The sequence below is a fragment of the uncultured Slackia sp. genome, assembly GCF_944321625.1.
In the GTDB taxonomy this organism is placed as follows: Bacteria; Actinomycetota; Coriobacteriia; order Coriobacteriales; family Eggerthellaceae; genus Slackia.
Genome location: NZ_CALUMA010000117.1, coordinates 1 through 26726 on the forward strand (window position 1 = coordinate 1; position 26726 = coordinate 26726).

The 26726-nt window shown below is 61.7% G+C and carries 21 protein-coding genes; 3 read left to right on the forward strand and 18 right to left on the reverse strand.

Going from position 1 to position 26726, the window contains the following annotated elements:
• The 4 genes from Q0J60_RS09625 to Q0J60_RS09640 all read right to left on the reverse strand — a co-directional run.
• Window positions 1-477, reverse strand: a 477-nt coding sequence (locus tag Q0J60_RS09625) for a phosphoribosylaminoimidazolesuccinocarboxamide synthase (RefSeq protein WP_294440987.1), incomplete at its 3' end; no start/stop codon positions are given.
• A 6-nt stretch (window positions 478-483) separates the two neighbouring features.
• Window positions 484-2109, reverse strand: a complete 1626-nt coding sequence (locus Q0J60_RS09630; protein WP_294440990.1) for an ATP-binding protein — start codon at window positions 2107-2109, stop codon at window positions 484-486.
• A 15-nt stretch (window positions 2110-2124) separates the two neighbouring features.
• Window positions 2125-2829: a response regulator transcription factor gene (locus tag Q0J60_RS09635; RefSeq protein ID WP_294440995.1), complete on the reverse strand. Its 705-nt coding sequence runs from the start codon at window positions 2827-2829 to the stop codon at window positions 2125-2127.
• A 119-nt stretch (window positions 2830-2948) separates the two neighbouring features.
• Window positions 2949-3143 carry a hypothetical protein gene (locus tag Q0J60_RS09640; RefSeq protein WP_294440997.1) on the reverse strand — a complete coding sequence of 65 codons (195 nt, stop codon included), beginning with the start codon at window positions 3141-3143 and terminating at the stop codon, window positions 2949-2951.
• A 124-nt stretch (window positions 3144-3267) separates the two neighbouring features.
• Between Q0J60_RS09640 and Q0J60_RS09645 the strand changes: the two genes are divergently transcribed.
• Window positions 3268-4653 (forward strand): hypothetical protein, encoded by a 1386-nt coding sequence (locus Q0J60_RS09645; RefSeq protein WP_294440998.1) that lies wholly within the window; start codon window positions 3268-3270, stop codon window positions 4651-4653.
• Window positions 4654-5056: 403 nt separating this feature from the next.
• Here Q0J60_RS09645 and Q0J60_RS09650 read toward each other — a convergent pair whose 3' ends face one another.
• The 13 genes from Q0J60_RS09650 to Q0J60_RS09710 all read right to left on the reverse strand — a co-directional run bounded on the left by Q0J60_RS09650 (window position 5057) and on the right by Q0J60_RS09710 (window position 21235).
• Complete coding sequence (locus Q0J60_RS09650; protein ID WP_294441000.1) at window positions 5057-5497, reverse strand: GNAT family N-acetyltransferase; 441 nt, start codon at window positions 5495-5497, stop codon at window positions 5057-5059.
• Window positions 5498-6040: 543 nt separating this feature from the next.
• Window positions 6041-7384: an adenylosuccinate lyase gene (gene purB, locus Q0J60_RS09655; RefSeq protein WP_294441002.1), complete on the reverse strand. Its 1344-nt coding sequence runs from the start codon at window positions 7382-7384 to the stop codon at window positions 6041-6043.
• Window positions 7385-7516: 132 nt separating this feature from the next.
• A complete protein-coding gene (locus Q0J60_RS09660; protein ID WP_294441004.1) occupies window positions 7517-8197 on the reverse strand; it encodes a TrkA family potassium uptake protein in 681 nt (226 codons plus the stop codon).
• Between the two features lie 105 nt (window positions 8198-8302).
• On the reverse strand, window positions 8303-8959 hold the full coding sequence (locus Q0J60_RS09665; protein ID WP_294441006.1) for a TrkA family potassium uptake protein: 657 nt from the start codon (window positions 8957-8959) through the stop codon (window positions 8303-8305).
• 117 nt (window positions 8960-9076) lie between these two features.
• A complete protein-coding gene (locus Q0J60_RS09670; protein WP_294441008.1) occupies window positions 9077-9757 on the reverse strand; it encodes a hypothetical protein in 681 nt (226 codons plus the stop codon).
• Window positions 9758-10387: 630 nt separating this feature from the next.
• Window positions 10388-10819 carry a PspC domain-containing protein gene (locus Q0J60_RS09675; protein ID WP_294441010.1) on the reverse strand — a complete coding sequence of 144 codons (432 nt, stop codon included), beginning with the start codon at window positions 10817-10819 and terminating at the stop codon, window positions 10388-10390.
• Window positions 10820-10831: 12 nt separating this feature from the next.
• Window positions 10832-11761: a PspC domain-containing protein gene (locus tag Q0J60_RS09680; RefSeq protein ID WP_294441012.1), complete on the reverse strand. Its 930-nt coding sequence runs from the start codon at window positions 11759-11761 to the stop codon at window positions 10832-10834.
• 169 nt (window positions 11762-11930) lie between these two features.
• Window positions 11931-12788 carry a hemolysin family protein gene (locus Q0J60_RS09685; RefSeq protein WP_294441014.1) on the reverse strand — a complete coding sequence of 286 codons (858 nt, stop codon included), beginning with the start codon at window positions 12786-12788 and terminating at the stop codon, window positions 11931-11933.
• A 22-nt stretch (window positions 12789-12810) separates the two neighbouring features.
• Window positions 12811-13701 (reverse strand): hemolysin III family protein, encoded by an 891-nt coding sequence (locus Q0J60_RS09690; RefSeq protein ID WP_367178837.1) that lies wholly within the window; start codon window positions 13699-13701, stop codon window positions 12811-12813.
• 540 nt (window positions 13702-14241) lie between these two features.
• A complete protein-coding gene (gene cydC / locus Q0J60_RS09695) occupies window positions 14242-16179 on the reverse strand; it encodes a thiol reductant ABC exporter subunit CydC (protein ID WP_294441016.1) in 1938 nt (645 codons plus the stop codon).
• A complete protein-coding gene (gene cydD, locus Q0J60_RS09700) occupies window positions 16172-18148 on the reverse strand; it encodes a thiol reductant ABC exporter subunit CydD (protein ID WP_294441018.1) in 1977 nt (658 codons plus the stop codon). Before cydD ends, cydC begins: the two co-directional genes overlap by 8 nt.
• Window positions 18149-18406: 258 nt before the next feature.
• On the reverse strand, window positions 18407-20737 hold the full coding sequence (locus Q0J60_RS09705; RefSeq protein ID WP_294441020.1) for a PH domain-containing protein: 2331 nt from the start codon (window positions 20735-20737) through the stop codon (window positions 18407-18409).
• 3 nt (window positions 20738-20740) lie between these two features.
• A complete protein-coding gene (locus tag Q0J60_RS09710; RefSeq protein WP_294441024.1) occupies window positions 20741-21235 on the reverse strand; it encodes a PH domain-containing protein in 495 nt (164 codons plus the stop codon).
• A 610-nt stretch (window positions 21236-21845) separates the two neighbouring features.
• On the opposite strand from Q0J60_RS09710, the gene Q0J60_RS09715 reads away from it, so the two are divergent.
• Both Q0J60_RS09715 and Q0J60_RS09720 read left to right on the forward strand, forming a co-directional pair.
• Entirely contained in the window at window positions 21846-22775 is a 930-nt protein-coding gene (locus tag Q0J60_RS09715) for a hypothetical protein (protein WP_294441027.1), read from the forward strand.
• 335 nt (window positions 22776-23110) lie between these two features.
• The gene (locus Q0J60_RS09720; protein ID WP_294441029.1) at window positions 23111-24394 is read left to right on the forward strand and encodes an ATP-grasp domain-containing protein; all 1284 of its coding nucleotides are present in this window, start codon (window positions 23111-23113) and stop codon (window positions 24392-24394) included.
• Between the two features lie 466 nt (window positions 24395-24860).
• On the opposite strand, the gene asnB is transcribed toward Q0J60_RS09720, so the two are convergent.
• Window positions 24861-26708 carry an asparagine synthase (glutamine-hydrolyzing) gene (gene asnB / locus Q0J60_RS09725; protein ID WP_294441030.1) on the reverse strand — a complete coding sequence of 616 codons (1848 nt, stop codon included), beginning with the start codon at window positions 26706-26708 and terminating at the stop codon, window positions 24861-24863.
• Between the last annotated feature and the right edge of the window lie 18 nt (window positions 26709-26726).

The following is a 26726-nucleotide window of genomic DNA, read 5'->3' on the forward strand; positions in this document are numbered from 1 at the left end:
GTTCTCGTTGTGGTCGCCAATCTTGGCAATGGAGGAAGGCGTGAACACCGCCTCAGGCAGCTTGGCCGAGTTATCCAAGCCGGCGCACAGCTCGATGCCGCACACCTTGCCGGTGTTCTTGTAGTCCTTGAAGCCGCTGCCGGTCAGGTACCCGCGCACGATGCACTCCACGGGATACATGTTGGCCTTCTTGACCAGCATGAAGCGGCCGTCCAGGTAATCGGACCACGGCTTGAACTCCTCGGGCAGATCGGCCACGTCAGCGCTGATCAGGTGGTTTTCCACCACGCCCTCAAGCAGCTCGAACCAGAAGCAGCTGATCTGGGTGAGCACCTTGCCCTTGCAGGGAATCTCGTCTTCCAGGATGTAGTCAAACGCCGAGATGCGGTCGGTGGCAACCAACAGGAGCTTATCGCCCAAATCGTACAGATCGCGCACCTTCCCCTGTGCGTCGGGCTTGATGGTGATGGGATTCATCGACTCCTACCTTTCTTTCCTTTTGGAGATGGGGCCGGATTTGCCGGGGTTTTTGGACTTAGGGCCTTTCCCTTTTCCCTTGCCGCCCTTCGAATCCTTGGAAGCCTTTCTCTCTTCCCTTTCCTTCTGCGCCTTGATGCGCGAGTAATCATACAGCGGGATGTGGATGGTGAAGCAGGCGCCTTCGCCCTTCTTGCCTTCCACCTGGATCCAACCGCCGTGGCGGTCGACGATCTCTTTCACCACGGCCAAGCCGATGCCCAAGCCGCCGCTTTGGCGCTCGCGGCTTTCTTCGGCGCGCCAGAAGCGGTTGAACACCATCTTGCATTCCTCGGGCGACAGGCCTATGCCGGTGTCGCGCACCGAGATGGACGCCATGATGTCGCCCTTGCGCACCTTGACCGACACGGTGCCCGGAGCCGGCGTGTAACGCACAGCGTTGGAAATCAGGTTTGCGGTCGCCTGGCGTAGCATGTCTCGGTCGCCGTACACCATGACCTCGTCCTCGGCGTCATATTCGAGCACCAAGCCGGCGTCGTTGACGAACGCTTCGTGCGACATGACCAGCGGGCGAATGAGCTCGCCCACGTTGATGACCTCTTCCCTCATGGGAGTGGAGCGGCTTTCCAGACGCGACAGCTTGAGCAGCGCATCCACCAGGCGGCTCAGGCGCTGGACCTCGGCGTTGACGGTGCCCAGGCGCTCGGCGTCGGGCTCGAACACGCCGTCCACAATGGCTTCAACCGTCGATTGAATCGCCATGAGCGGCGTGCGCAGCTCATGCGCCACGTCCATGGTGAGGCGGCGCTCCAACTGCTGGTTCTTCTCAACGCTTTCGGCCATGGCGTCGAACGTCTTGCCCAGCTCGGCAATCTCGTCATCGCCCTGGAGGTTGGTGCGCGCCGAGAGGTCGCCCTCTTTGATGGCGTTGGCGGTCTTGGTCATTAGGTTGATGGGATTCACCAGGCCGCGCGCGAACAGGAAGCCGATGCACGAGGCCAGCACCACCGAAAGCACGGCGGCAAGCGCCATGGCCTGGTAGCTTTGATCGCGGAACGCCTGGTCAGCCTTGGAAAGAAGCATCTCGGAACCATACACCCACATGTGCACGGTGCCGACGGTCTTCCCGTTGACCGTGATAGACGCGGTAGCCATCTTGTCGCCGGAATCGGGCGCGAGCGAAACGGAGCCGCCCTTGCCGCCGGGGCCCTCGTTGGCCGCCACGGCGGAAGAGTCGTAAATCACGTTGCCGTCCGACGTGGCCACTTGAATGCCCATGCCCGGCTGCAGCGTGTGAGCCGCCTGGGCGGATCCCACATCTTCGCCGCTCAAAGGCGGATATTCACCCTCGCCGGTCTCCTTGATGCCATCGATGATGGAGGAATAGCGATTCTCATAGCCATCGGCAATGCTCGACGCCGTGGCGTCGGCAAGCTCCTGCACGTTCTCGCGCGTGTATGTTTGGAAGTGCTGCTCCCAGACATACGAAAGCACGCCCATAGCCACAATGGCGGTCATTGCAGCTATGAGCGCGAAGGTAACGGTGACGCGCGTCGTGTACGAAAAGCCAAAAAGCCACGCGTGGACGCGCTTTGTGAAGCTGTCTTTAGAGCGGTCGGTTGATGAACGCATGGGTCGCGTAACCGCCTACTGCTTGGTGGGGTCTTCGAAGCGATAGCCCACGCCGTGCACGGTGTGCAGCCACTTGGGGTTGCGCGGGTTGTCGCCGATCTTGGCGCGCAGGTTCTTCACATGCGAGTCGATGGTGCGCTCGTAGCCCTCGAAGTCGTAGCCCAGCACCTTTTCCACCAGCTCCATACGCGAATACACGCGGCCGGGGTAGCGGGACAGCGTGGTAAGCAGCTTGAACTCGCTGGCGGTCAAATCGACTTCCTGGCCGTTGACCAGCACCTTGTGGCCCGACACGTCGATGGTGAGCTCGCCGAACTCCAGCACCTCGCGCTGAGGCTCGGAATCGGCGTGGACGCGACGCAGCAGGGCGCGCACGCGGGCAACCAGCTCGCGGGGGCTGAACGGCTTCACCAGGTAGTCGTCGGCGCCCAACTCCAGACCGATGATGCGATCCTCGACCTCGCCCTTGGCGGTGAGCATGATGATGGGCACATCGGAGTTGTCGCGGATGGCGCGGCACACGCGCTCGCCGGGAACGCGCGGAAGCATGAGGTCAAGAATGACCAGGTCGAAATGATGCTTGGAGAATTCTTCGAGCGCCTCCTGGCCGTCGCCCACGGCGGTGACCCAGTAGTTCTCGCGCTCGAGATACGCGGCCACAGCGTCGCGAATGGCCTTTTCGTCTTCGACGAGCAGGATACGGCGGGTTTCGTTGCTCATAAGCACTCCTCAACACTATTCGGGAAGCGGCGCTCCCCTAGCGCGGCGAACCCATCGCGCGCGCTTTAAGCCTTGTTCTGGCCTCAATTGTAACCCGCGTTCATGCACACGGTTTGCGTTTATTGTAACGATTTGGAAGAAACCCTCGAAGCTTTGGGCGAGAAAACGACATAATAAGCCGCTATGACCCAGAAAAAGCCCACACCACGTCGTTCCATGCGCGCAGGCTCCGTCCGTTCGGCGGCGTCGCGCGGTATATCCGCACGCTCTGGTTCGGGGATGGGCAGGACTTCCTCAAAGATAGGTTCAAGCACCAGGCGTGCCGGCTCCGCGCATGCGGGATCGAGCCGCACCGGTTCTGCACGCCTAGGCGGCGGCAAAGCGCCGCGCCATGCACGCGGGGCGTCTCCCCGCCCCAGGCACGCGCAGGCCCCCAGCGTGCGCAACAGCATGGCAAGCGCGGGCAAGGTGTCGCTGAGTCCGCTTTCCTCAGTGGGCGGCGCGGGCGACAAGGCATCCGGCGTCAACGGCAGGCCCAGCATCCGCGACGCGGCAAGCACCCTTGATTCCCAAGTAAGCATCTCCCTGCCCGAAGGCGGGCACTTTTCTCTCACGCGACGTCAGCTTCTGATTGGCGCCGGCGTGGCAGGCGTGGCCGCAGTAGGCGTGGGCGTCGCAAGCATGGTTGGCGGCGGCGATGACGACGACGTGACCACGCTGGAAGTCGCCGAAGACGCCGTGTTCACGCTGGACGACATTCCCGCAGAAAACGTCCTGGACGACAACGGCCCCATGCAGCTTGAGGGTGAATTCAAGCTCCCCTACGGCACGCTCGTATGGGCAACCCCGGGCGCTTCGCGCGCCGCATGCCTGCTTCCCACCGATTCGGCGTCGCCCCTGACGCAGGTTGGACTGCTCTCGCTTTCGGACGGCACCTGCGAAACGGTGCTCGAAAGCCCCGCTTCTGAGGAACGCGGCTTCGACATTTACGAAGCGTGCTGCGACGATTCAGGCGTCATCTGGACCGAGGCGAATTGCCTGACCGGCCAGTGGCGCGTGTACCAGGCGACTCATAACGGTTCATCCCTCGGGTCGCCCGTGCTGGTTGACCAGGGAGAAAGCGCATACGAGATTCCCTCTATCGCCGTTGCGAGCGGCAGGGCGTTCTGGCAGGTGCTGCCCGACGCCAACGGCCCGGCGTCCACGGAGGATTCGCTGCTCAAAGCGGCATCGTTCGGCCAGTCCGACGTGGCGGAAATCTGGCGCTCCACTGGACGCATGAGCACGCCGCCGTACTCTACGGGCGATGGCATCGTCATCACGCCGCGCCTGAGCGTTTCGGGCGTGTACCACCAGCTCACGCTCATCGATGCGGCAAGCGGCCAGATGATGGATTCGCTCACGCTGCCGGGCTCCATGAAGCCGCTCGAGGCGGGCTACGTCAACGGACGCTTCACGTTCTCGTTCGATGGATGGTACAGCTACGGCGATGGCATCTCGCAGATTGGAACCTACGTGCCCGTGGATGAGAACGGTGCCAACGGGGGATCGTGGTTCCGCTTTGGACGCACCCCTACCGCCGCACCCGCGTGGGCGGGTCCCTATCTCATCGTGAAATCAACCATGTCGGTGGCCGGCGTGGATGTCGCTTCGCGCACCATGTTTACCATCGAATGCCCTGATGGATGCGATGATTTCGGCGAATATCTGGCCGTGACCGGCACTACGGACACCTTGGTCACCTACATTGGCATGCCCGCTGAAGAGGGTTCTGATGGAGAAGGCCACACCCTTGTGCGCGTGTGGAGGTACGCAGAGGCGTAGCGCGACGAAGCGCTCGGCGGCGTTAATCGCCCAGTGCGCCGATTGGCAGCGCACTGCCCTGCTTTAATCGAGAGCACGAATGGTGCGCATGTCAATTTTGGCGAGTATGTTATCCATAATCGCGTTGATTTTAGGGTGACTGCCAGTTTTGCCGAGTATGTAACCCATTTTCGAAGATTTTTTTCAATGCCAAGCAACCGATGGCGCAACATCTGGTCTTGGCGTGAAATTCGACCTCGGGTTTTGCGAATGAACTAGAGATTTTCCGCCGTGAAAGCCTTCCGAACTCGGAAAAATACTGCGTGGTGGATTACATACTCGACAAAATTGACAGCCGCGATATCACGCACCGCGAACTGGATTACATACTCAGCAAAACTGACAGGCACAGACACATGCATGTTCATGCGCGAAACCACACCTGTTTACAGAATTTGAAATGGGTGCTTTCCATGCCCTGGCGCTCGTAGAATGCATGTGCGCGTGTGCGGTGTTGTTTGCAAGCAACCTCAATCTGGATGCACCCTGCGGCGCGTGCAGCCCTGCATGCAGCCTCGAACAGCTGTGCGCCGATGCCCTCGCTGCGATGACCCGACGCCACCACCAATTCCATGATTTCGGCAATGCGAGCTGCGTGGTGAAGCTGTCGCTCCATGCGCAGGTTGATGAAACCCACGGGCTCGCCGTCGTCCTCTGCCACCAGGCACAACATGCGGCCGTCTGCCATCTGCTCGGCAAAGATGCGCGTGAATTCGTCATAGGGCAGCTCCTCTGCCTCCATGTCGCAGATGAGGTCGTAGACGAATGCGCAATCGGTACGTACGGCAGGACGAATCACAGTCATCGAGCATTCCTTTCGGCGTATGCGCATGGTAAATAACTCACTCACCATACTCGCCCCTCGCCAAACATGCGCAAAAGCCGCGTCAATTCGTCGCAAATTGGCACTTTGGAAGCCTCTCTGCGGCAACCTCCTGTTGGCTTAAACCCTGCTTCTTTCGAAGCCGCATGAGCTTGTCCGAAAGCATAGCTGCTCCTTCACCGACGAGTCATTTTGGTAATCGATGGGCTCAGGCATGGTCTCGCTCCGCAAAATGGGAAACCCAGCCTCGCCCAAAGGGAGGAAAGCCCTGATTCCGTTCACTCGAAAGAGTCACCCCTTGCCCGCAAAGCGGCATAATCCCACAAGCCGCCCTCAATCTTCTTCCTATTGTTCCAGATTCCTTCGGCGAAGAAAGGCAAATCCATTCGGCATTTCGTCCAATGCATTTGCCTAACGGCAAATGCAGAAAGCCCTCCCGGCCAGATGGCCGAGAGGGCTTTCGTCTACTTCGCAACGGCGCAAGCGCCTTCGGGCGGTCCGCCGTTCGGCAGAACGGTGGAACTTCTAAAACTCCAGAGTCTCCAGCTTCTTGAACACCACGTCTTTGTGGCCGAGGAACGCCCAGGGATCGAAGATCTCATCCAGCTTCTCGGGCGTCAGGTTGGCCTCGGGATCGGCCTCAAGACGCTCACGATAGGTGGGGCCGTCCACGGCGTTCTGGATGTCGTGCCACACAGCCATAGCGTTGCGCTGCACGATCACGTACGCGTCCTCGCGCGTGATGCCCGTGTCCACCAGCGCCAGCAGCACCTTGGAGCTGAAAATCAGGCCACGCGTGCGGTTGAGGTTGAGCACCATCTTGTCGGGGTAGGTCTGCAGGCCGTCCAGCATCCACTGCATCTTGCCGAACATATAGTCCAGCGCGATGAAGCTGTCAGCCAGCGCCACGCGCTCGGCTCCGGAGTGGCTGATGTCGCGCTCGAACCACAGCGCCACGTCGTCGAAGCCCACCTGTGCGTTGGCCTTGACCACGCGCGCCAGACCGCACACGCGCTCCGCCGTGATGGGGTTGCGCTTGTGGGGCATGGCCGAAGAGCCCTTCTGGCCCTTCTTGAACGGCTCTTCCGCCTCGATGACATCGCTCTCCTGCATGAGGCGCACCTGGAGCGCGATGCTCTCGAGCGTGGAGGCAGTCACGGCGAGCGCCGCCATGACCTGGGCGTGGCGATCGCGCGCCAGCACCTGGTTGGACAGCGGGTCGGGCGTGAGGCCCATCTTCTCGCACACGTACTGCTCGATGAACGGGTCGATGCTGGAATAGGTTCCCACCGCGCCGCTGATGGCGCCGGTTGCAGCCACCTCGCGCGCCTGCTGCAGGCGGGTCTGTGCGCGCTTGAGGGCCCACGCCCAGCTGCCGAACTTCATGCCGAACGTCATGGGCTCGGCGTGGATGCCGTGGGTGCGACCCACGCACAGCGCGTCCTGGAATTCGAACGCGCGGCGCTTGCAGGTCTCGCCCAGCTGCTTCACGTCCTCCAGAATGATGTCGAGCGCCTGCGTGATCTGGTACGACAGCGCGGTGTCGCCCAGGTCGGAGGAGGTCATACCGTAGTGCACCCAGCGGGAGGGCTTCTCCTCGCCCTCGGGCACGTCGGCGTCGATGTATTCCTTCATGCAGGTGAGGAAAGCGATGACGTCGTGGTTGGTCACGGCCTCGATCTCGTCGATGCGCTCCACGCGGAAGTCGGCGTGCGCGCGGATCCAGGCGGCCTCTTCTTTGGTGATGCCGCACTGGCCGAGCTCGGCCTGGGCCTCGCACGCCAGAAGCTCGATTTCCTTCCAAATGGCGAACTTGTTCTCGGGCTCCCAGATATGGCCCATCGCGGGACGCGTGTAACGACCGATCATGATCTTCCCTGTCCTTTCCTTCGTTCTTCCGAACAGCGGAAGAACGCAATAAACGCTGCGATGCCGCAAAGGGTTGGCACACCGCAAAGTTTCAAATCCACAAATCGAATCTTACCGCAAACGCGAGCGGCTCTACAGCGATTTGAAGAGTTCTCGCACGTCCTCCACCACGTCGCGCTCCGCCACGACCACGGCCTTGTCGCCCGGGTACATAATCGAATCGGGCGTCGCAACCTCCGCCTCGCCCTCTTCCAGGCGGTCGATGGCGGCGATAGAGGAGCCCTCGGGCATGTCCAGGGCGTCCACCGGCACGCCTTCTTCCGGATTGAAATGGCGCATGCGGCCAGGCACGCTCATCTCGAACAGCACGATGTCGCCGCGCGAGAGGGCACTTACCACGCCCACGCTGCCCATCAGGGCCTCCTCCTCGATCATGTTGGCAATCAGCAGGGTCGATGACACGCTCTCGATGCCCACGATGTTGAAGATGCGGCGATTCTTGGGGTTGTTCACGCGAGCGATGCAGCGCGGCACGTTGAACACACGCGTGGCGATCTCGCACGCCAGCAGGTTGTCGTCGTCACGACCGGTCACGGCAACGAACACGTCCGCATGCCTGATGCCGGCGTCCTCCTGGAAGTCGGAGTCGGTGCCATCGCCCTGGATGATCAGATACTGGCCCTGGAGCTCAATGGACAGGCGGTCGGCGGTTTCCCGCGTCTGCTCGATGACGGCCACCTCATGGCCTTGGTCGAGCATGACGGTTGCCAGGTATTCGCCAACCTTGCCGCCGCCCATAATCACAATGTACATCGAATCGCTCCTTTTCTCGCGCTTCGAATGTCCCGCTCGAACACGAGTAGGACCGCCCTCTCGGGCGTCTCATTGGAAACGGAGCATGCCGCCGGCATGCTCACCCTATTGCATGAACTTCGAAAACTCGCCCAGCAGGTCGTGGCGGATGCAGGCCACCACGCCGTCGCCGTGGTAGAGCACCGAGTCGCGCGAGGGAATGGAGCTCGCGCTGCCGTCGCGCCGCTCAAACGCCACGATGCGGATGTCATGGCTGCGCTCCAGATCGGCGACCTTCATCTGCTTAAGGCCCGTGCCCTCGAGGTTGAACGAGAAGCGCAGAATCTCGAATTCGCCGAAGGAGTCCAGATGGCTTCCATGGCCGGACATGACCTTGGAAAACACTTCCTCGGCGACGAGCGACGTGCCGCATACGTAGTCCAGGCCCAGCTGCATGTGGGCGCGCTCGCGGGCGGGATTGTACAGGCGCACGATGACGTGGGGCACGTGGAAAATGCGCCGCGCGGTTTCGGCGACCATGAAGTTGGCGCTGTCGGACGACGTGACGGCCGCCACGACGTCGGCCTCTTCGACGCCGGCACGCACCAGCACGCCCTCGTCAAAGCCCTCGCCCTGCAGCGTGGTGCCATTGAAGTTGCGGCTGAGGTTGGACAGCGCCTCCGCCTTGCGGTCCACCACGCATACGTTGGCGTTGTTCTCGGACAGCATGGTGGCAAGCTGCGATCCAACGCGACCGCACCCTACGATGATGACATTGGCCACGGCGTTTTCCTCCTTGTCGGGCTTGCGCCCCTACCTGAAATGAAAAGATGCGCCTAGGCGCATCTTACAGGAATCTATAGCCTTGCGGCGCGGTTCGCATCGGTTTGCGGCACACGCCTACAGGAATTTGTAGTACACGTCGCGCACGCCCCAGTCGTGCACGTCGGTCGCCCCGAAGAGCTTCCACACGCCGGGCGCCAGGTCGAGCGCACGGCCGTAGCCGGCAAACCCGCCCGTATCGGTGACGGTGGCCACCACGATGGCCTCGCCGTAGCGAATGGCAACAGCATGGCCGATCAGGTGGGACTGCGACTGCGGCACGGCGACGGTCAGGCCGTAATCGGTCAGGGGCACGCCCGATGCCGTGACGTCGGTGCCGAAGTTGCCCTTGCCGTCGTCGTTGTCGGCGAAGCTGTATGCCGAGGCGGAGCCAACCGACCAGCCGTCATCCTCATCGGGGATGATGTGCGGCGCGGTGGGCAGCGGGTCGGTGGTGCCCAGCTTCATAGCGGCGTCGACGGTGTTCGGGTTGGTCTCGTCATACGCGGTGATGACGATGACCGGATCGGGGTCTTTAACGGTGATGGTGCGCGTAGATGCGGAAGTGAGCGTATTGGTGTCGGACGCGATGGGCGTATCCTTAGCGGGCTGCGCCGAAGCGTCGTCCTCGGTCACGCTACGCTGCAGGCTTCCGATGCCCACCGTGGTGCTATCGACGTCATGAGACGCGACAGCCGGCTGCAGCATGAACGCTGAAGCCGCCACAGCGAGCGCGACGAGCGAAAACGCGCCTGCCACGAAGGGCAGAACGCGGCGCTTGCGCCCAGTATGAGATGCCTTGCGAGCCAAATATCCTCCAAATGCCGTAACGCAATAGACCCCGCCGGAAAAGCGCGGGGCTGACAGCGTGCTGAAGTTGTGGGGTGTGATTGCTGTCGTGCGTTATTGCTTGTCAAAACTGGGATATTTTACCCCAGAAGTGAGGCAGGAGGCAAACTCTTGACCTCGTGAGCGGCGCCGCGCAAGGCATCGAATACGAGCCGAACAGGTCTTTCAGTTGTTTGTAAAGTGTGACGGTTTGATGATGAAGAGTGGGCGCGAAACAGATGACCGCGTAAGTTTTGTGGGATCGGATTAAGGCGACGAGTGAAAATTTCCTGAGACACGGAACGAAATAGCGAGCGGGCACGCGAGGCAAAATCGATGGAGTCAATTAATCTCCAAACCCCCCCGGAATCAGGACGAAACAGCGAGCGGCAGTCTGACGAGTCGAGTCGCCTTGAACGAGGAGCGAAGCGTACTTCGTACGTGAGCGACAGTAAACAGGCCAGCGGCCTGTTTAGTCCCACGCTTCCGCGCCCGAGAGGGAGCAGGCCGTCAGGCTGCCGCGCAGCGTCGCAGCGCCTCGCCGAGCAGTTCCGGCGGCCGTTAGGCCGACGGAACCAACAGCGCAATCAGGAAGTAGGCGATGATGGCCGTCGGGGTGAACAGCACCAGGAGGATGACCGCCATGACGCGCACCACGGTGGAATCGATCCCAAAGTAGTACGCGATGCCGCCGCAGACTCCTAAAAGGCGCTTGTCGGCCCTGCTGCGACGCAGCGATCGCGATGCGCCGCCCTGCGTGAAGCCGGAGAATTTGCCCGTTTTCACGCCCCACAACAGGTATGCTCCCGCTGCGACCAGGGCAAGCGGCCAGAGAATTCCCCATATAGTGCGCACGGTGGTACCAAGCATATTCCACACCCAGCCAGGCAAAACAGCGTTGATCAAGCCCCAAACGCCAAACAGCACCAAGACGATGCCTATGACGATGGCCGCCTGCTGCGGCTTTGTGTGTTTGTTTCCGTATTCCGCCATAGTCGCCCCCCCCTAATTCCAAGGGTTCACTTCGAACACATGCGTGCCGAAAAGCGGGGAATACACCGTCAGATGCTCGAGCGATCCCGGCACCGCGAACACGGTGGCAGCGCACACGACCATGGCGACGACGCACAGGGCCGCGGCGAGGGCCAGAAGCTCATTGCCCACCGCGCGCGAGATGATGTCGATTCCCAACGCGATAAGCAGCAGCGGCCAGAGCTTTTCGAACATAAGAATGATGGTCTGCCACGAAAGCATATGAATCGTGATCAGCAGCAAAAGAATGCCCAGCGAGAACACCACGATGCCACGGGAAAAACGGCGGATGCGGAACTCGCGGCGCGAAGGCACCACCATCTCGACCAGGCCCGCAAGGATGACCAGGCACGGCCACAGCTGCCACCAACTCACCTCGTTGACCATGGAGCTCAGCAAAGCCGCCACGCCGATGAACAGCAGAATCACGCCCGCCCACACAACGACGCGCGTGGTGCCGCCCATGCCTGCCGCGGCTTCGCGACTCGATGCGTTGCGGGCCCCCGTGGCAGCAACCGCTTCGTAGTAGGCGGCGTAGGGCGCTTGGCTCGCCTGGCCCGCCTGCTGTGCCGCAGAGGCGGCATAGGCGGCCTGGGCGTCATGGCCCACAGGAGGAATGGGACGCGAACCAGCAGGCGGCGCAGACGGCCCCGGTTGAGCGCAGGGGTCGACGCGCAGATACGCGTCGCATGAGATGGGGTCGCCCGCGCTCACGCGGCGCGGCATGACCAGCCACAGCAGCACGTACACGAGCACCACGACACCGAACGACGAGATAGAGAGCAGCACCGCCAGAATGCGCACGATCACAGGATCGATGTCGCAATACTCGGCGATTCCCGCGCATACGCCCGCGATGACGCCGTCGTCGGAGCGATACAGGCGCTTGACTTCCTTCGCCATGCGGGCCTCCTTTCATCATGCGGTCTCCGGCGTCTCGCGCGCGGAGGTCTTGCGGGGCGTGATTTCGGCAATTTCTGCCGCTAGCCCCACTTCACGTGTTATATAAACGCACAAAAATGGCCGGAAGCGTATCGCCTCCGGCCGTATCGTCAATCGGTTCGTCCCGGCGTTAACGGTCGGTTTCCGCCTCTTCCTGGGAAGCGGCATCAACCTTACGCACGCGCAACGACGATACGCGGCGCCGACGCATGCGCTGCACCTTGAACGAATAGCCGTCGGCGGAGAACTCGTCGCCCAGCTGCGGGACGCAATCGAACGTATCCATGAGCCAACCCGCGACCGTTTCGTAGTCGTCACCGGGCTTCACGGGCCAACCCATTTCTTCGAGCGTTTCGCACGGGCAGGCGCCGTTGACCGCCCATTCGCTGTCCGACACCTGTGTGATGTCGGCGTCTACGGGGTCGGTCTCGTCCACGATCTCGCCCACGATTTCCTCGACGATATCCTCCGTGGTTATTAAACCAGCAGTTCCACCGTATTCATCCACCACAATGGCCATCTGTTGACGATTCGTTTGCATTTCGTTGAGCAGCGACAAAAGGCTTTTGCTCTCAGGCACAAACATGGCCTCGGCCACGTAATCCTTCACGCAATCCGATTCGCGGTCGTCCAGGAGCGGATCGATGAGATCCTTGTAGCGCACGACGCCGATGATGGAGTCGTGGTCATCGTGGTAGACCGGCAGACGCGAATACCCGGTGCCGCGCATACGATCGATGGCCTGACGCACCGTCTCGGTGTCCTCCACCGCGATGATGTCGACGCGGGGGGTCATGACCTCCTCGGCCGTCGTGTCGCCCAGGTCGAGCACATCGTGAATCATGCGCTTCTCATCGGCATCCAGCTCGACGCTTTCGTCAACCGCCGAGCGGATTTCGTCTTCCTCGGACTCGACGCGCTGATCCTTCTTGAACAGGCGATCGACGATCGAGGAGAGGGACGCGGGTTTTCGGGAATCGGGATCCATGGGTTTCTCTTCCTTTTCTCTCTTACAATACATACAGCACTACCGATAGATACTGCAATATGGATGCTGCCAGCACGAACAGGTGAAACACCGTGTGCATGTACGGCACCTTCTTGAGCACGTAGAAAATGCATCCGATGCTGTAGCTCACGCCGCCGGCGGCAAGCAGAATCAAGCCGGGAAGCGGCAGCGCAGCGATGAGCGCGGGCAAGAACCACACCACGCACCAGCCAAGCGCCAGATAGATGACCGCCGAGATCCATCGCGGACGAAACACCCAGAACGCCTCCATGGCGATGCCCACGATAGCGAGCGCCCACACGATTGCGCAAAGGATGATGCCGCCCGAATCAATGAGCGTGACCAGGCAGAACGGGGTATAGCTGCCCGCGATGAACAGGTAGATGCAGCTGTGGTCGATGACCTTGAACATCTTTTTGGCACCGGGGTGCGCCAGCGCGTGATAGAGCGTGGAGGCGCAGTATTCCAGCAGCATGCTGATCGAGTAGATGAGCGCTGCCGCCAATGCGATGCCCCCGCCGTGGTGCGCCACCGCGGCGACGATGGTGGTGGGGATAGCGACGATTGCCAGAATGACGCCCAGGCCGTGGCTGATGGAGTTGGCCACCTCTTCGCCCAGCGTGTATTCGCGCACGTTCTTGCGCGCCTTCACGCCCTGCTTGGATTGAGGTTCGGGCTTGCGCAGGCGAATGTCTTCGAACTGCGAGGGCTGCCAAGGATGGGGGTCGCGTTCGCAAAGCGAGAAAGAGGCGTTGGAGGCGCGCTTCGAGTGTGCGCCTGTCTTGCCGTCCTCGCGGCGCTGATGTGCGGAATCGCCCGATGAGGCGGTACGTTCTCGAACGGGCGCTTCCTTGGCGCCCGCGATTTCGATGTGTTTCTCAGCTGTAGTCATGCCGGCAATTCTAGCACAGCGCCTGCACCGCGCCCGCGGGCAAAAAGCAGCGCAACGCAGCCGTAACCAAAACGCCGCAAAAGCGCATTGGGAGGGGCGGGTGCCCTTCATTCTGCAGTTTTTCACCGCCTCACAAAGTAGCCCAGCGTTGTCGCATGCGTTTTACCAGGTCGCAACACCGCGAAAATGCGCTTACTTTCGGAGAGCGAGAAAAACTGCAGCATGAAGGCTTTCTCTATGTTCTCGTGCCGCACCAGGAGAGCAACAGGCGGCGATTCAGTGCAGTTTTTCGCGAGCAACTCAAGCAGCCAGACGTATGCGCATCTGCGAACTGGCATTATGCTGGAGATTTGGTCAGACTATCTGACTACCTACCAGAAAACTGCACTGAATCGCCGTTTGTTTCATTTCCTCACCGCATCAGCGTCTCTCGTCTTGGACGAGTAAAGCCTATTCTGCCTTTCTGAAACGACATGCAGCGTGCTATCCCAGGCTATGCCTGCCACAAAGCCATTTCGTTATCCCCAACAAAAGCGGCGATCAGAATCCCTGATCGAATGCAAGCAAGGCTTGGTAGCGTTCGTTTTCGCGAGCGAGGCGAGGGGGAGCTCCGTCGATGGCGATGCGGCCGTTTTCCACGAACACGGCGCGGTCCATGGCGGATACGCCTTGCAGATGGTGCGTGACCATGATGACGGTGCGGCCCTCGAGCGCCGCGAGCAGTGTGTCGAGCAGCGAGTGCTCGGTGATGGGGTCAAGTCCCACGGTAGGCTCGTCGAGAATCACGATGGGCGCATCCTGCAGCAACACGCGTGCGAGCGCGATGCGATGGCGCTCGCCGCCGGAGAAACGCTTGCCCGCCTCGTCCACCATGGTGGCGAGGCCCTGCGGCAGACGCTCGACCATCTCGCGCAGCCCCACCTGGTCAAGTACGCGCCAGGCGTCTTCCTCGGTGGCTTCGGGATTGCCCACGCGTAGGTTGGCAAGCAGCGTGTCGTTGAACAGGTAGGTGTTCTGTTGGATGACGCCCACGTAGCGCGGCATCGCGTCGCCGAGAGCTGAGGCGTCCGCGCCGCCGATGGTCACGCGCCCCTCTTGGGGCACCAAGTCGCCGCGGATGAGCGCCGCGAGCGTCGATTTGCCGGCACCGCTGCGGCCCAGCACGGCAATCTTCTGACCTTGGGGAATCGTCAGGTCGAGCCCGCGCAAAACCGAGCGGTCGGCGCCGGAATAGGTGAAGGAAACCCCTTGGAGGCGAATATCCAAGGGGGCGGGGGCATGAGAATCGACAGCGCCTTCGCTCCCCCAATCGCCTACGGGGTCAGGCAAATCATTCAGTCGCCCGATCGAATCGGCATGCGACACGGCGTCGAGAGCGGCAGCGGGCACCGGCGCGAACGCCTCGATCAGCGGGAAGAAGCACAGGACGAATGCGGCGATGTAGTTCGCGGCGGAGGTCACATCTGCGGCAGGCGCCCCGCCGAACCGCGCGCCCGCCCACACCAGCAGCATCGCCGCGATAAGCCCGAACAGCACCTGTCCCGCCATATCGCGCCAATGCGATGCCCGCGATTCGCGGCGCTGCAGATTGCGCAGTCGGTCGTGGGCGGCGCCGTGGCGTGCCAGATACTCGTCGGAGCGGCCGGAAAACACCCAGTCCGCCACGCCGAGCACGTTGTCGGTGAGCTCGGCATACATCTCGTTCTTCATGGCCTTCATGCGCATGCGGCGTGCGCCGCCCGCCGTCACGGCGATCAGCGGCAGAAGCACCATCTGGATGCCCAACAGCACGAACATGCCCACTGCCACGAACGGCGAGAACGCCCCCAGCGCGATGGTGGCGATGAGCCACAGAAGCCATGCCGCGACGGTGGGCAGCATGCAGCGCAGGTACATGTTCTGCAGGTGGGAAAGGTCCTCGGACAGAAGCCCCAGCACGTCGCCGGTGCGCCGCACCGCGCGACTCATGCCCGCCTGGCCCTCGAGCGACTGATACAGCCGCAGGCGCAGGCTGCTGGTCACGCGCAGGATCCAATCGTGCGACGTCAGGCGCTCGAGGTACTGCAGCACCGGTTTGCCCAAGCCGAACACGCGCACGGCGATGAGCGCCAGGTGCATCATGAGCACCGACGCCGGAAGCGTGGCCGATCCGCTGATCAGGTAGCCCGACGTGAACATGAGTCCCGCCGCAAACGCATACGCCAAGATGGAAAGCGCAATGGCGCCCGCCAGCGGTTTCTTATAGCGCGCGAAGAAGGGTCGCACCCACCGGTCGCGCTTGAACGCCTTCCAAGGAGACTGCGACGCGCTGCGGTTGTCATGCGTGGAGATAGAGGCAGGGGCGGCGGATATCTGCCCATCCATGCATGCCGGCCCGGCGTTGGATGCTTGTTCGGCAGCAAACGCCTGCCTGGTGCTGGACGCCTGCCCTGCCGCGGAAGCTTTCCCGGCGTTGGATTTCAGCATGTCCTTATTCATCGCACGCCTCCTCCCCGTCGACCGATTCCGCACCGCGCATCGGCTCCACGCCGCGCATCCTGTCGACCAGGCGGGCGAACGCGCCACCCGCTGCGGCCAATTCCTGCGGCGCGCCTTGCTCGACGATGCGGCCGTTTTCCACAACCAGCACCCAATTCATGTTCGCCATCCAATGCAAACGATGCGTGGCGAAAAACACCAGGCGCCCTTCCATCAAGGGCAGCATGCGCTCCTTGAGCTCCATCTCGGTTTCCACATCCAGATGCGCGGTGGGCTCGTCGAACAACAGGATACGACGCGAAGGGTCGAGCAGCGCACGGGCGAGCGCGATGCGCTGGGCCTGGCCGCCCGACACCGCGCGACCGCCTTCGCCAATCAAGGTGTCCAGCCCCTGCGGAAGCGAATCGATGAATTCTTGCAGACCCATGGCGCAGACCGCCGCCTGAATCTCTTCCTCGGAAGCATCGGGACGGTAGAACGTCATGTTCTCGCGCACGGTGGCATGGAAGATGTATGGGTCTTGCGGGATATAGGTCGCCTGGCCGCGCCAGCGTTCGCTGCAAAGCGACGAGACAAGGGCGCTCGACGCGGCTGTATTTGGCGGCGTTCCATTTAGCATCTTGACGGTCGAAGTCCCCGTTTCGGGCGTCATCACGCTCGGGCACTTCGCATCTGCCCCGCAAGCCTCGCGCTCAACGCCATTGAGCACCGTTATGACGCCCTCAGTCGGTTGGGCGAAGCCCGCGAGCAGGCGCAGCAGCGTGCTTTTGCCCGAGCCGGAAAGCCCCACAATGCCCACCTTCATGCATCCGTGCACGTCAAACGTGATGCCGGAGAGCGAAGGGGCATCGGCGCCAGGATACGCATAGCCCACGCCGCGCACGGCCAACGTGGACCCCTCGCCCCACGGCTCAACCGCAGGCGCCTCGTCATGCAGGGCGTTCGTGGGAGACTCGTCTCGCACCGTCACCAAAGGTTCTTCCGCAACGGAAGCAGCAGAGGCGGAGCTCTTCGTCTCCATCTCCTCATTCAGACCGGTAACCTCCAGCACATCGGCCAGGGCGTTCTTGCCATCGAGCGAGGCATGATAATCGGCGGCGAACTCACGCACAGGGCGGAAATACTCCGGCGTGAGAATGAGCACGAACATGGCCGGGAACAGCATGACTGAGCCATCTACCAGGCGAAATCCCAACATGATGGCAACGGCAGCCAGCGAAAGCGTGGCGAACACGTCCAGCACCGCACCCGAAAGCGTGGCCACGCGCAGCGTCTTCATCGTGATCTCGCGGAAGCGCTCGCTCGTGACGAACACGTCGCGCCCGCGTGCCTTGGAGCGGCCGAAGAACTTGAGCGTGTCCAGCCCGCGCAGCGAATCGACGAAATGGTTGGACAGCACGCCGAACTCGCGGTAGCGGCGCGCGGCCTCGTTTTTGGCCGTGTAGCCCAGCATGACCATGTACAGGATGATGAACGGGAACACCACGAGGGCGATGATGCCGGAAACCCAGTCCAGCGGGAAGATCCACAGCAGCAGAACGAGCGGCACCACGATCACGTTGGTGAGTTTGGGCATCATGAGGCGCAAATAGGTTTCCACCTGGTCGATACCCTCCAGCGCGAGCGAGCACAGGTTGCCCGTGCCGCGTTGCGCCGTGAGCTCGGTGCCGCGCGAGAATAGCGTGCGCAGCAGACGGTCGCGCAGCTCGTCGGCGCGGGCGGCGGCGAATTTCTCCAGGTAAGCGTCCTGCCCCCAGGTCACGCCCTGACGGCCGATGAAGCACACGAGAAATCCGATAACGAATGGGGCCTGGTCGGGCACGGGAGCTCCGCCCCACAAGTTAGTAAACGCCGATGCCAGCGAGAACGCCTGCCCCACCGTGAGTAGGGCGCGGGCAAGCGAGAACGCAATGAGCACGGCGATGGCGCGGCGCGCGCCAGGCAGTTGGAATATCGCCTTGTCAAACATGCGCTCTCCTCATCTTTTGTGCCAAATGCCGCGCGTCATAACGCTCCTGCAAGTCTAGCACAGCTGCCTCGCCATAAAGCTTATATGTTAGTAGATTTGTATCATTTTAGTGAGTTTGCCCTCTCGCGAGCGCATACGCAAACAGGGCACGCCGCGGAACTGAACGCAGCGTGCCCTTTTCTATTCACTTCTATTCATCTAATCAAATCGAATCAAACCGTTTGATTAGAAGGCGATTGATGCCGTGGAGGATTGGCGTTATTGGGCGGCGTCGGCAACGCTCGCAACGCCGGTTTGCTCTGCAGACACCACTTGTGCACGCCCCCCGCGCGGACGCACCCATTCCATCCAGGCGTCGGCGTCCTCTTCGCGCAGATCCCACAGCGTCTCAGTGGTACCGCCCACGCCCGCCGCGGTGCGCACGCTCACGCTGGCCACGTGTGCCATGCGCTGGAACGGATTCGTGCGCAGGTAGGCGAACTGGATCTTCTTGCGCGGCGTATACGTGGTGGTCACGGCCAAACCGCCGTTGGTCATGCTCATGAAGTTGCGGTCATAGCCAAGGCCGCTGCGGCGGTGCCACAGGATGGCGTTGATCACGTTCGCCACGAACGCCAGCACGAAGATGGCGTAGTACGCGAACATCAGGTAGCGCACGACCGTCAGCAGCGCCAGCGATTCGGCATCCAGCGGCACCAGCGTGATGGTGAACTCCATGCCCACCTGGCACAGCGCCACGAACACCGCAAACCAGAACGCCGCGCTGCGGATGATGCCCATGCGCACGATAGCGCGACGCTTGGCAACAGGCGCCGGTTTGAGCGTTTCGGCAGGCATATCGGCAAATTCCGGCAGCACGCCCTGAATGATTTCGGGCACACGGCTCAACTTGACGAACGGGTGGATGATCACGCCCTTCGTCAACTGCTGCTGAGAGCCATCGGCAGAGCTTGCCTCTACGACGCTATCAATCTTAAGCACCGAGAGCTCGCAATAGCCCATGAGCCGACGGATAAAGCTCTGCTTGACCACCACGGATTGCACGCGGTCGACGTCCACACCGTGGAAGCTGCGCGAGATGAGACCCGACTCCACCTCCACGCGCCCCTCGCGGCGGCGCAGGCGGAAACCGCCGTAGCGCACCACGGAGCCAAGGGCGGCCAGCAGCCACAGCGCGGCGATAGCGAGCAATGCCCACAGGATGATCTGCACGGCCGCGCCGCTGATCAACGAGCTCGCGGCATTGGGATCCACCAAATCGAAGGTGGCGCCGCTTTCGGCAAGCGTGCCTCCCTCGACGGCAGATACGATGAAGTCCTCAGTGGCCCGCTCGATGAGGCCTTGGAAAAGCTGCGCCACCGAGCCCACTGCGGCGACGATACCCACGAAAATCAGGCCCAAGCCCTCGCCCGCGCCGGATGCGCCGGCCAGCAAGAGCTCCTTGTTGGACAGGCCGGTTTCGTATTGCACCTGGCCGGTATCCACCTCGGCGCCGCCAAACACGCCGCGCACGTCCTGCAGCACTTCGTCGGCCACGTCGAGCACATTGGTCTCGTCTTCGGCAAGGCCCGTCGCGCCAACGCCATTCGCGCCGGACACAACGACGCCCGTCGCGGCCGCAGCGCCGAACCCCGCCTGAGCCCCCGCGGGCACGGCCGTTTGACCCGCAACCCCGACAGCACCCGACAGCACATATCCGAACGCGGTCTGCTGCATGCTCTGGGGATACATCCCCATGCTGGCAATCGCCCATGCGGAATAGCAGGGGACGCCGTTCACCACAGCAGTGCCGTCTTCGCTCACGGAGCCGCCCGCAAGCAGCGCCTTCTTGCGGCGGAACAGCTCGGCGCGCAAGGCCTCGGCCTCTGACGTGCGCATATAGGTCAGACGCACGCCTTCATTCGCAGCGCCGCCCGCCGTGTCTACCTTCACGTCGCACACGCCCACGATGCGCTGGAACAAGCCGGCGTTCTGGTTCACGGCCTGCACGCGCTGGTAGGGAACGTGCATGCGCTTCTTGCTGATGATGCCGGAATTCAGCGTGAATTCGTCAGGCCCCAACTCGTAGGTGAGGTTCTTCCACGAGAGCCACTGAATGAGGAAGATGAGGCCCACAATGAGCACGATGAACAGCACGATGCCGCCTATGACGAAAGGCAGAATCATGCCGAACGCGGCGGCGTCTGCGGCGTCGGACGCCTCGGAATCGGCGAAGGTTCCGACCAGATTGCCGAAGCCCGCCACCGCAATGGCAACGATGGTGGCAAGCGCCGCACGGATGCCACCGAGCCAGATATAGGTGTGATGCACATGATGCTTGCCGGGGCGCAGCGTTTCCGGCACCGATTCACGCGGGTCGGCGTAGAGTGCGCCAGGGACGGGAACACCGGGAGCCGGCATACCCGGCGTAGGCTGCGGGGCGGAAGCACCCGGAATTGCTTCGGCTGGAATCGGAGCGCCTGTCGCCTGCCCGTATCCTTGCGGCGCAGGCTGCGCGTACCCCTGGGGCGCAGGCTGCGGCGTCATACCCGCCTGCACCTGCGGAATCTCACCGCCTTGCGGCGGCACTTGATTGATGAACTCACTCATGGCCTACACGTCCTCTTGCGCCAGACGGGCCTGTTCGGCAATGCGATCGCGCAGCTCGTCGGCCTCTTCGAACGCCAGGCCAGGAATCTCATGCTCGCCGGCGGCGGTGGCTACGGTCACGCTCGCCAGCCCGAAGGCACGCAGGATGGGGCCCTGCTTGGTGTCGGTGTTCTGCACGCGCACAAACGGGATGATGAAGCGCTTGCGCCACACGATGCCGCGCGCGATGTCGAGCTCGTCCTCGCCCACCTCATAGCGCCAGCGCATCCAGCGGATGGGCGGCAGGATGATCAGCCAAATAATGAGGCACACCACCCAGATGGCGGTAAGCACGCCGGTCACGATCCAGGCCCACCAAGCTTCTTCGGGCGCCGCCAGCGCCACGATGGGCCACGCGATAACGCAGCACAGATATATGATGGTCAGCGAGATGGCATCGCTGATGCGCCAAACGTTTTTGATCTTGGGATCGAGCTGGTTCTTTGGGATGGGACGCATACTAACAACTCCTCACGTCCACTCGATGGGCCTCTTCTGCCGCGCTGAGTTAGGCCAGTCCACGCTTCAGATTCATGCCCAAGCGCCACGCGGGCGCTACGGCGTGCGACTGCGACCGCGCAACCGGCTTCAACCAAAGTTTAAGCGGCAGAACGCAACCAGTATACCGTGACGACCCCTCCCCGATGGCAAGTGCGAACCCATGCACGTATACAGCTTGTCAACATTTCGGCAAATAAGAGCGACAAGGGAGCATCTGTGCCTCGTCTGAAACGGCAAGATTCGTTCTGGCCACGTCATGCCCCCATCGGCCATACATCTCGATTCCGGACATTTTGAGGCTCAAACAGACATTTTTGTCCCGATTTAGGACATCGTCCGGACATGTCCTAAATCGGGACCGCAATGTCCACGAATGCGCACAATACAGAATCGAATCCCCTTTGCGCAAAATAGGTTTGCACTCGCATGGCAAAGGCGGTGCAGTATCATTCGGAAAAGAACGATGACGACGCGAGGCAGGCAAACCGCGAATCGATACCACGCCTCGCCACTTCGCCGTCTTGTCGTCCGACATAGAGAACAGTTGCCTCGAGATGGAAGGTTCGCCATGGCATCGGTGCCAAACGATAGCCTCACAAGCGATCGCTCGACTGCAAAAGAACCGTTCGCCAAGCCCGACATCACCGCAGGTGAATGGGTTAAATCCATCATCCTTCGCGCGGGCCTGCCGGCTGCCATCGTCGCGCTGTGCGTGGGCATTTCGCTGGTCAATCCCGCAACCGGCAGCGGCCTCAGCCATATCGCGCCGCTCATGCACGCTATCCTCACGGCAAGCCCCGCCCTGCCCATCGCGGCAGGAGCGTTTATCGTTGTCGAAGCGCTGCTTGCCGTGGAGCAGCAATGGAACGACGCGACCGCCGAATCGCACGGATGCCTTCACCCCATCGCGAAGCTCGTCCTGTACGCAGGTCTGGCGGCATGCATCGGGCTTGTACTGTACGCAATCGCGATGGCGCAGATGAAGTACGACGCGCTGGAAGCGACCGCCTTACAAGCGACAAGCGGATTCGCCATGCCTACTATCTGGACGTTCGTCATTCAGGTCACGCTGCAAACGGCGTTCTACGTCATTGTTGCCGCGGTGGTGCTTTTCGTTGTCATCGAACTTCTCGTGGGCGGCGACACAGGCGGCGCTGGCGGAGGCGGCGGCTATGGCGGCGGGGCTGTCGGCGGCGGATCGAGCAGCTTCGGAGGCGGCTCGAAGGCCAAGACCGTCAACGACCGCTATGGGCGCAAACTTGTCGAGCTTGATGACGGAGGCTTTTTCAGTCAGCCAACGGTGCGCGACCGCCATGGCGCCAAGATCGGCACTGCCCGCGAAAGCTTCGACGGCAGCACCCACGTGCGCATCGGTGACGACGAATACCAGGTGCGCGACGCGCTGTTCAGCGACGACAAGATCGTCTCGAAGGACGGCGAAGAGGTGGGCCGCATCCGCGAAAGCGGCTGGGGCGACGACCGCTTCCATAAGAGTTAAAGAGCCAACTTCTAAGCATATTTGCAGTATGCAGAAGCGCCGACGCATTAATTCGCAATACATGCAAATAAGATGAACACGTTCATACTGATTACGTTCATCTTATTTGCATGTGCCCTGATCGCGGATCCGAAGGATTTGCCTCGCGCTGTCTCCATATTCCCCACGCATAATTCGCCAAGCGTTTACGAACGCGGTATAATCGCGCGGTTGTTCAGGCGTTTTGTAAGCGGAACGCTCGCGCCCCGAAAAGCCGCCGCGCCTCTGCTTTCGCCTTGCGCCCAGGTGCAACGGCCAAAACAAACGCCCCAAGGAAACCGAAGGAGCACACTCCTATGAATTACAACTTCGACGCCACGCCCGCCGCCCAGGCGCAGCAGGATTTCGTGCCGCTGCTCATCGGCGCGGATATGAACGCTTACTCCGTCGCGCGCGCCCTGCACGAGCAGTACGGCGTGGTGAGCCACGCACTCGGGCGCTTCGCCGCCGGCGACACCAAGTACAGCCGCATCGTGCAGGTTGCCCTCGAGCCCAATCTGGAGGATCTGGACACGCTGCTGGCGCGCATCAACGAGTTCGCCGCCGCCAACGCCGACAAAAAGGTGCTGGTCTGGGGCTGCACCGACGGCTATGCCGCCATGCTTATGGAGCTGCGCGACAAGCTGCCCGCCAACTGCCGCACGCTCTACATCGACGCCGAACTGCGCGACAAGCTGGAGGCCAAGGACAGCTTCTATCAGATGTGCGACCAGTACGGCATCCCCTACCCCACCACGCAGGTGGTTACGCCGCAGCAGTTCGCCGACGGCATGACCGAGGCCGACCTCGCCGCCGGCAAGCTGGGCTTCGAGTACCCCATCATCGTGAAGCCCGCCATGAGCGAGGAGTACTGGCGCCACCCCTTCGACGGCATGAAGAAGGTGTATTCCGCCGACACGCCGGCCGAGGCGCTGCACATCCTGGGCCTGATCTTTGGCGCGGGCTACCCGATGAACATCATCCTGCAGGACACCGTGCCCGGCTCAGACGACAGCATGCGCGTGCTCACCGCGTACTCCGACCGTAACGGCAAGGTGAAGATGATGTGCTTCGGCCGCGTGGGTCTGGAAGAGCACACCGCCACGGCGCTGGGCAACCCGTGCGCCATCATCACCGAGCCCAACCCCGAGCTGCAGGCGCGCATCAAGGCGTGGCTCGAGGGGCTGCACTTCACCGGCTTCTCCAACTTCGACATCAAGTACGACAGCCGCGACGGCGGATACAAGGTGTTCGAAATCAACCTGCGCCAGGGCCGCTCGAACTTCTACATCACCGGCGGCGCGGGCATCAACATCGCGCGCTACGTGGTGGAAGACCGCATCTATGAGCGCAACCTGGGCGAATGCTACGAGAACGAGAACGAGGGCTTCTATCGCTCCGTGCCGCGCAAGGTGGTACGCGAGTACGTGCAGGATCCCGAGTTCGTGCGCCGCGCCAACGAGCTCATCGCCAAGGGCAAGGACGCTGTGAGCTTCTACTACAGCCCCGATCTGCGCTTCAACCCCGTGCGCTGGGCCTACGTGAAGGTGCACATGTACCGCTACTTCGACAAGTTCAAGAACTCCGAGAACTATAAGTAGGCACCGGCTCAATCCCGCGATAACGGAGGAATGCCGGTAATGACAATATGGCGCCCATTGTGGCGCCATATTTTTGACTTACGTACTCTACGTACAAGCAATTGCAAGAAAAACGCCACTTTTCTCGAGTTGCGAACTCTTCTCATGTAAAAAAGCACCCGTTTCCAGGCGCCCGAAGAGCTGCTTGATTTCTAATCCTTTCCACCTGCCACGTTTCCCCAGGTCGTACTATTGCAACCGTGACCCCGCCCTGTGATAAAGTCCCGTGAATGATGTACGGGAAGTTCGCAACTCGAGAAAAGTGGCGTTTTTGCCATAAATTCGTGTACACAGCGTCCAAGAGAGAGCCCGCGCATAAAAAACCGCCCACTTGGGCGGCGTCGGGAAGCTTGATTGAAGCGTCTCTTGGGGGTTACGTCGGTTGTTGAGCCGACGTAACCAATTATTTCTCGTCAATAACAACCAACTATTTCTCTTCAATGAAGAAGCGCTTGTACCAGATCAGGAAGGTGAGCGCGGTGTAGATCTTGCGCTGGTTGAGAGCCTTGCCTTCGAAGTGATCGTCGAGCAGCTTCATCAGCTTGTCGCGGTCGAAGAACTCCTCGGCGAAATCAGCCTGGAAGTATTCCTTCACGTAGTCGTAGTACTTCTGCTCGCGCAGCCAGAACTTGATGGGCACGGGGAAGCCCTTCTTGGGACGCGTGGCCCACTCGTCCGGCAGACAGCGGTTGGCGGCGTGGCGCAGCACCTGCTTGTTGCCGTTCTCGTTCACGCGGAAGCGGGCGGGCACGTGCTGGGCGAACTCCATGACCTTCTTGTCGAGGAACGGCACGCGCAGCTCCAGCGAGTGTGCCATGCACATCTTGTCGGCCTTGAGCAGAATGTCGCCCGGCAGCCACATATTCATATCCAGATACTGCTTCTTGGAAAGCTCGCAGAACTGCGGTACCTGCGCATACACCGGCGCGCACAGCTCGAAGGCGTTAGGGCCCTGGTCGTATTCCGGCTTCAGGATGTCGTCGGCCTCTTCGGGCGAGTACACGTTGGCCTGACCCACGTACCAGCGCTCGGGCACCTCGGCGCACTTGGTCAGGAAGTTGTGACCCTTGAAGTACGGCAGATGCTGCACGAGCGAACCCAGCGCGCGGCGCACGCCCAGCGGCACGGTGCGCTTGAACTTGGCCATCTCGGGCGTATCCTCGTACCACTCGTAGCCGGCGAACAGCTCGTCGGCGCCCTCGCCGGAAAGCACGACGGTCACCTGCTCGGCGGCCAGCTGCGCCAGGAAGTACAGCGGTACGCTGGACAGGTTGGACTGCGGCTCGTCCATGTGGTACTGGATGGTTTCCAGCGCCCCGAAGAAATCGTCGCCGTCGATCATCTTGCGGTAGTTCTTGATACCCAGCTTGTCAGACAGCTCGGCGGCGTAGTTGGTTTCGTTGAAATCCTTGTAGTCGAAGCCCACGCTGAACGTGTTGTCGGGCATGAGGCACGCGGCGATGTAGCTGGAGTCCACGCCGCCAGAAAGGAACGAACCCACCTTCACGTCGGCGATGCGGTGCGCCGCCACGCTCTCGTGCACCACCTGGTCGCATTCGTCCACGTACTCGTCGAAGTTCTTGGTGTTGTCGTCCGAGAAGTCGCACTGCCAGTAGCGACGCACGTTCATCTCGCGCGTGGCCAGGTCGTACGTGAAGCAATGCGCGGCCTCAAGCTTGTAGATGCCCGCGAAGAACGTCTCCTCCGTGGCGGGGAACTGCAGCGTCAGGTAGGGGCGCAGGGCCTTCTTGTTCACGGCCTTCACGAAGCCGGGGTGGTCGAGGAAGCTCTTGATCTCGCTGCCGAACAGCAGATCGCCCGACGAGGTGCGGCCGTAGTAGAACGGCTTGATGCCGAAGATGTCGCGCGCGCCGTAAAGCTTCTGGTTGCGCTTGTCGTAAATGACGAAGCCGTACATGCCGCGCAGGTGGTCCACCAGGCTGTCGCCCCACTCCTCGTAGCCGTGCACCAGCACCTCGGTGTCGGCGTTGCAGTGGAACGTGTGGCCGGCGGCCTCAAGCTGGGCGCGCAGCTCCTGGAAGTTGTAAATCTCGCCGTTGAACGTGACGGTCACATTGCCGTCGTCGCTGGTCATGGGCTGGCGGCCCGCCTCGGACAGGTCCAGAATGGACAGGCGGCGGAAGCCCATGGACACGTCGCCGTCGAAGTACTGGCCGCCCATGTCGGGACCGCGATGAACGATACGGTTCATCATGGCCTCAAGGACGGCCTCTTTATTGTCGATAGTGCCGGTGAATCCGACGAATCCGCACATAGGATGCCTTTCGTAGAA

What these genes read in the sequence shown, in the direction of transcription:
- Q0J60_RS09660 (WP_294441004.1), bottom strand. Translation starts at nt 8,197, where the DNA reads ATGTACATTGTGATTATGGGCGGCGGCAAGGTTGGCGAATACCTGGCA.
- Q0J60_RS09685 (WP_294441014.1), bottom strand. Translation starts at nt 12,788, where the DNA reads ATGGATCCCGATTCCCGAAAACCCGCGTCCCTCTCCTCGATCGTCGAT.
- Q0J60_RS09635 (WP_294440995.1), bottom strand. Translation starts at nt 2,829, where the DNA reads ATGAGCAACGAAACCCGCCGTATCCTGCTCGTCGAAGACGAAAAGGCC.
- Q0J60_RS09715 (WP_294441027.1), top strand. Translation starts at nt 21,846, where the DNA reads ATGGCATCGGTGCCAAACGATAGCCTCACAAGCGATCGCTCGACTGCA.
- Q0J60_RS09630 (WP_294440990.1), bottom strand. Translation starts at nt 2,109, where the DNA reads ATGCGTTCATCAACCGACCGCTCTAAAGACAGCTTCACAAAGCGCGTC.
- purB (WP_294441002.1), bottom strand. Translation starts at nt 7,384, where the DNA reads ATGATCGGTCGTTACACGCGTCCCGCGATGGGCCATATCTGGGAGCCC.
- Q0J60_RS09675 (WP_294441010.1), bottom strand. Translation starts at nt 10,819, where the DNA reads ATGGCGGAATACGGAAACAAACACACAAAGCCGCAGCAGGCGGCCATC.
- Q0J60_RS09720 (WP_294441029.1), top strand. Translation starts at nt 23,111, where the DNA reads ATGAATTACAACTTCGACGCCACGCCCGCCGCCCAGGCGCAGCAGGAT.
- cydD (WP_294441018.1), bottom strand. Translation starts at nt 18,148, where the DNA reads ATGTTTGACAAGGCGATATTCCAACTGCCTGGCGCGCGCCGCGCCATC.
- Q0J60_RS09650 (WP_294441000.1), bottom strand. Translation starts at nt 5,497, where the DNA reads ATGACTGTGATTCGTCCTGCCGTACGTACCGATTGCGCATTCGTCTAC.
- Q0J60_RS09690 (WP_367178837.1), bottom strand. Translation starts at nt 13,701, where the DNA reads ATGACTACAGCTGAGAAACACATCGAAATCGCGGGCGCCAAGGAAGCG.
- asnB (WP_294441030.1), bottom strand. Translation starts at nt 26,708, where the DNA reads ATGTGCGGATTCGTCGGATTCACCGGCACTATCGACAATAAAGAGGCC.
- Q0J60_RS09705 (WP_294441020.1), bottom strand. Translation starts at nt 20,737, where the DNA reads ATGAGTGAGTTCATCAATCAAGTGCCGCCGCAAGGCGGTGAGATTCCG.
- Q0J60_RS09680 (WP_294441012.1), bottom strand. Translation starts at nt 11,761, where the DNA reads ATGGCGAAGGAAGTCAAGCGCCTGTATCGCTCCGACGACGGCGTCATC.
- Q0J60_RS09710 (WP_294441024.1), bottom strand. Translation starts at nt 21,235, where the DNA reads ATGCGTCCCATCCCAAAGAACCAGCTCGATCCCAAGATCAAAAACGTT.
- cydC (WP_294441016.1), bottom strand. Translation starts at nt 16,179, where the DNA reads ATGAATAAGGACATGCTGAAATCCAACGCCGGGAAAGCTTCCGCGGCA.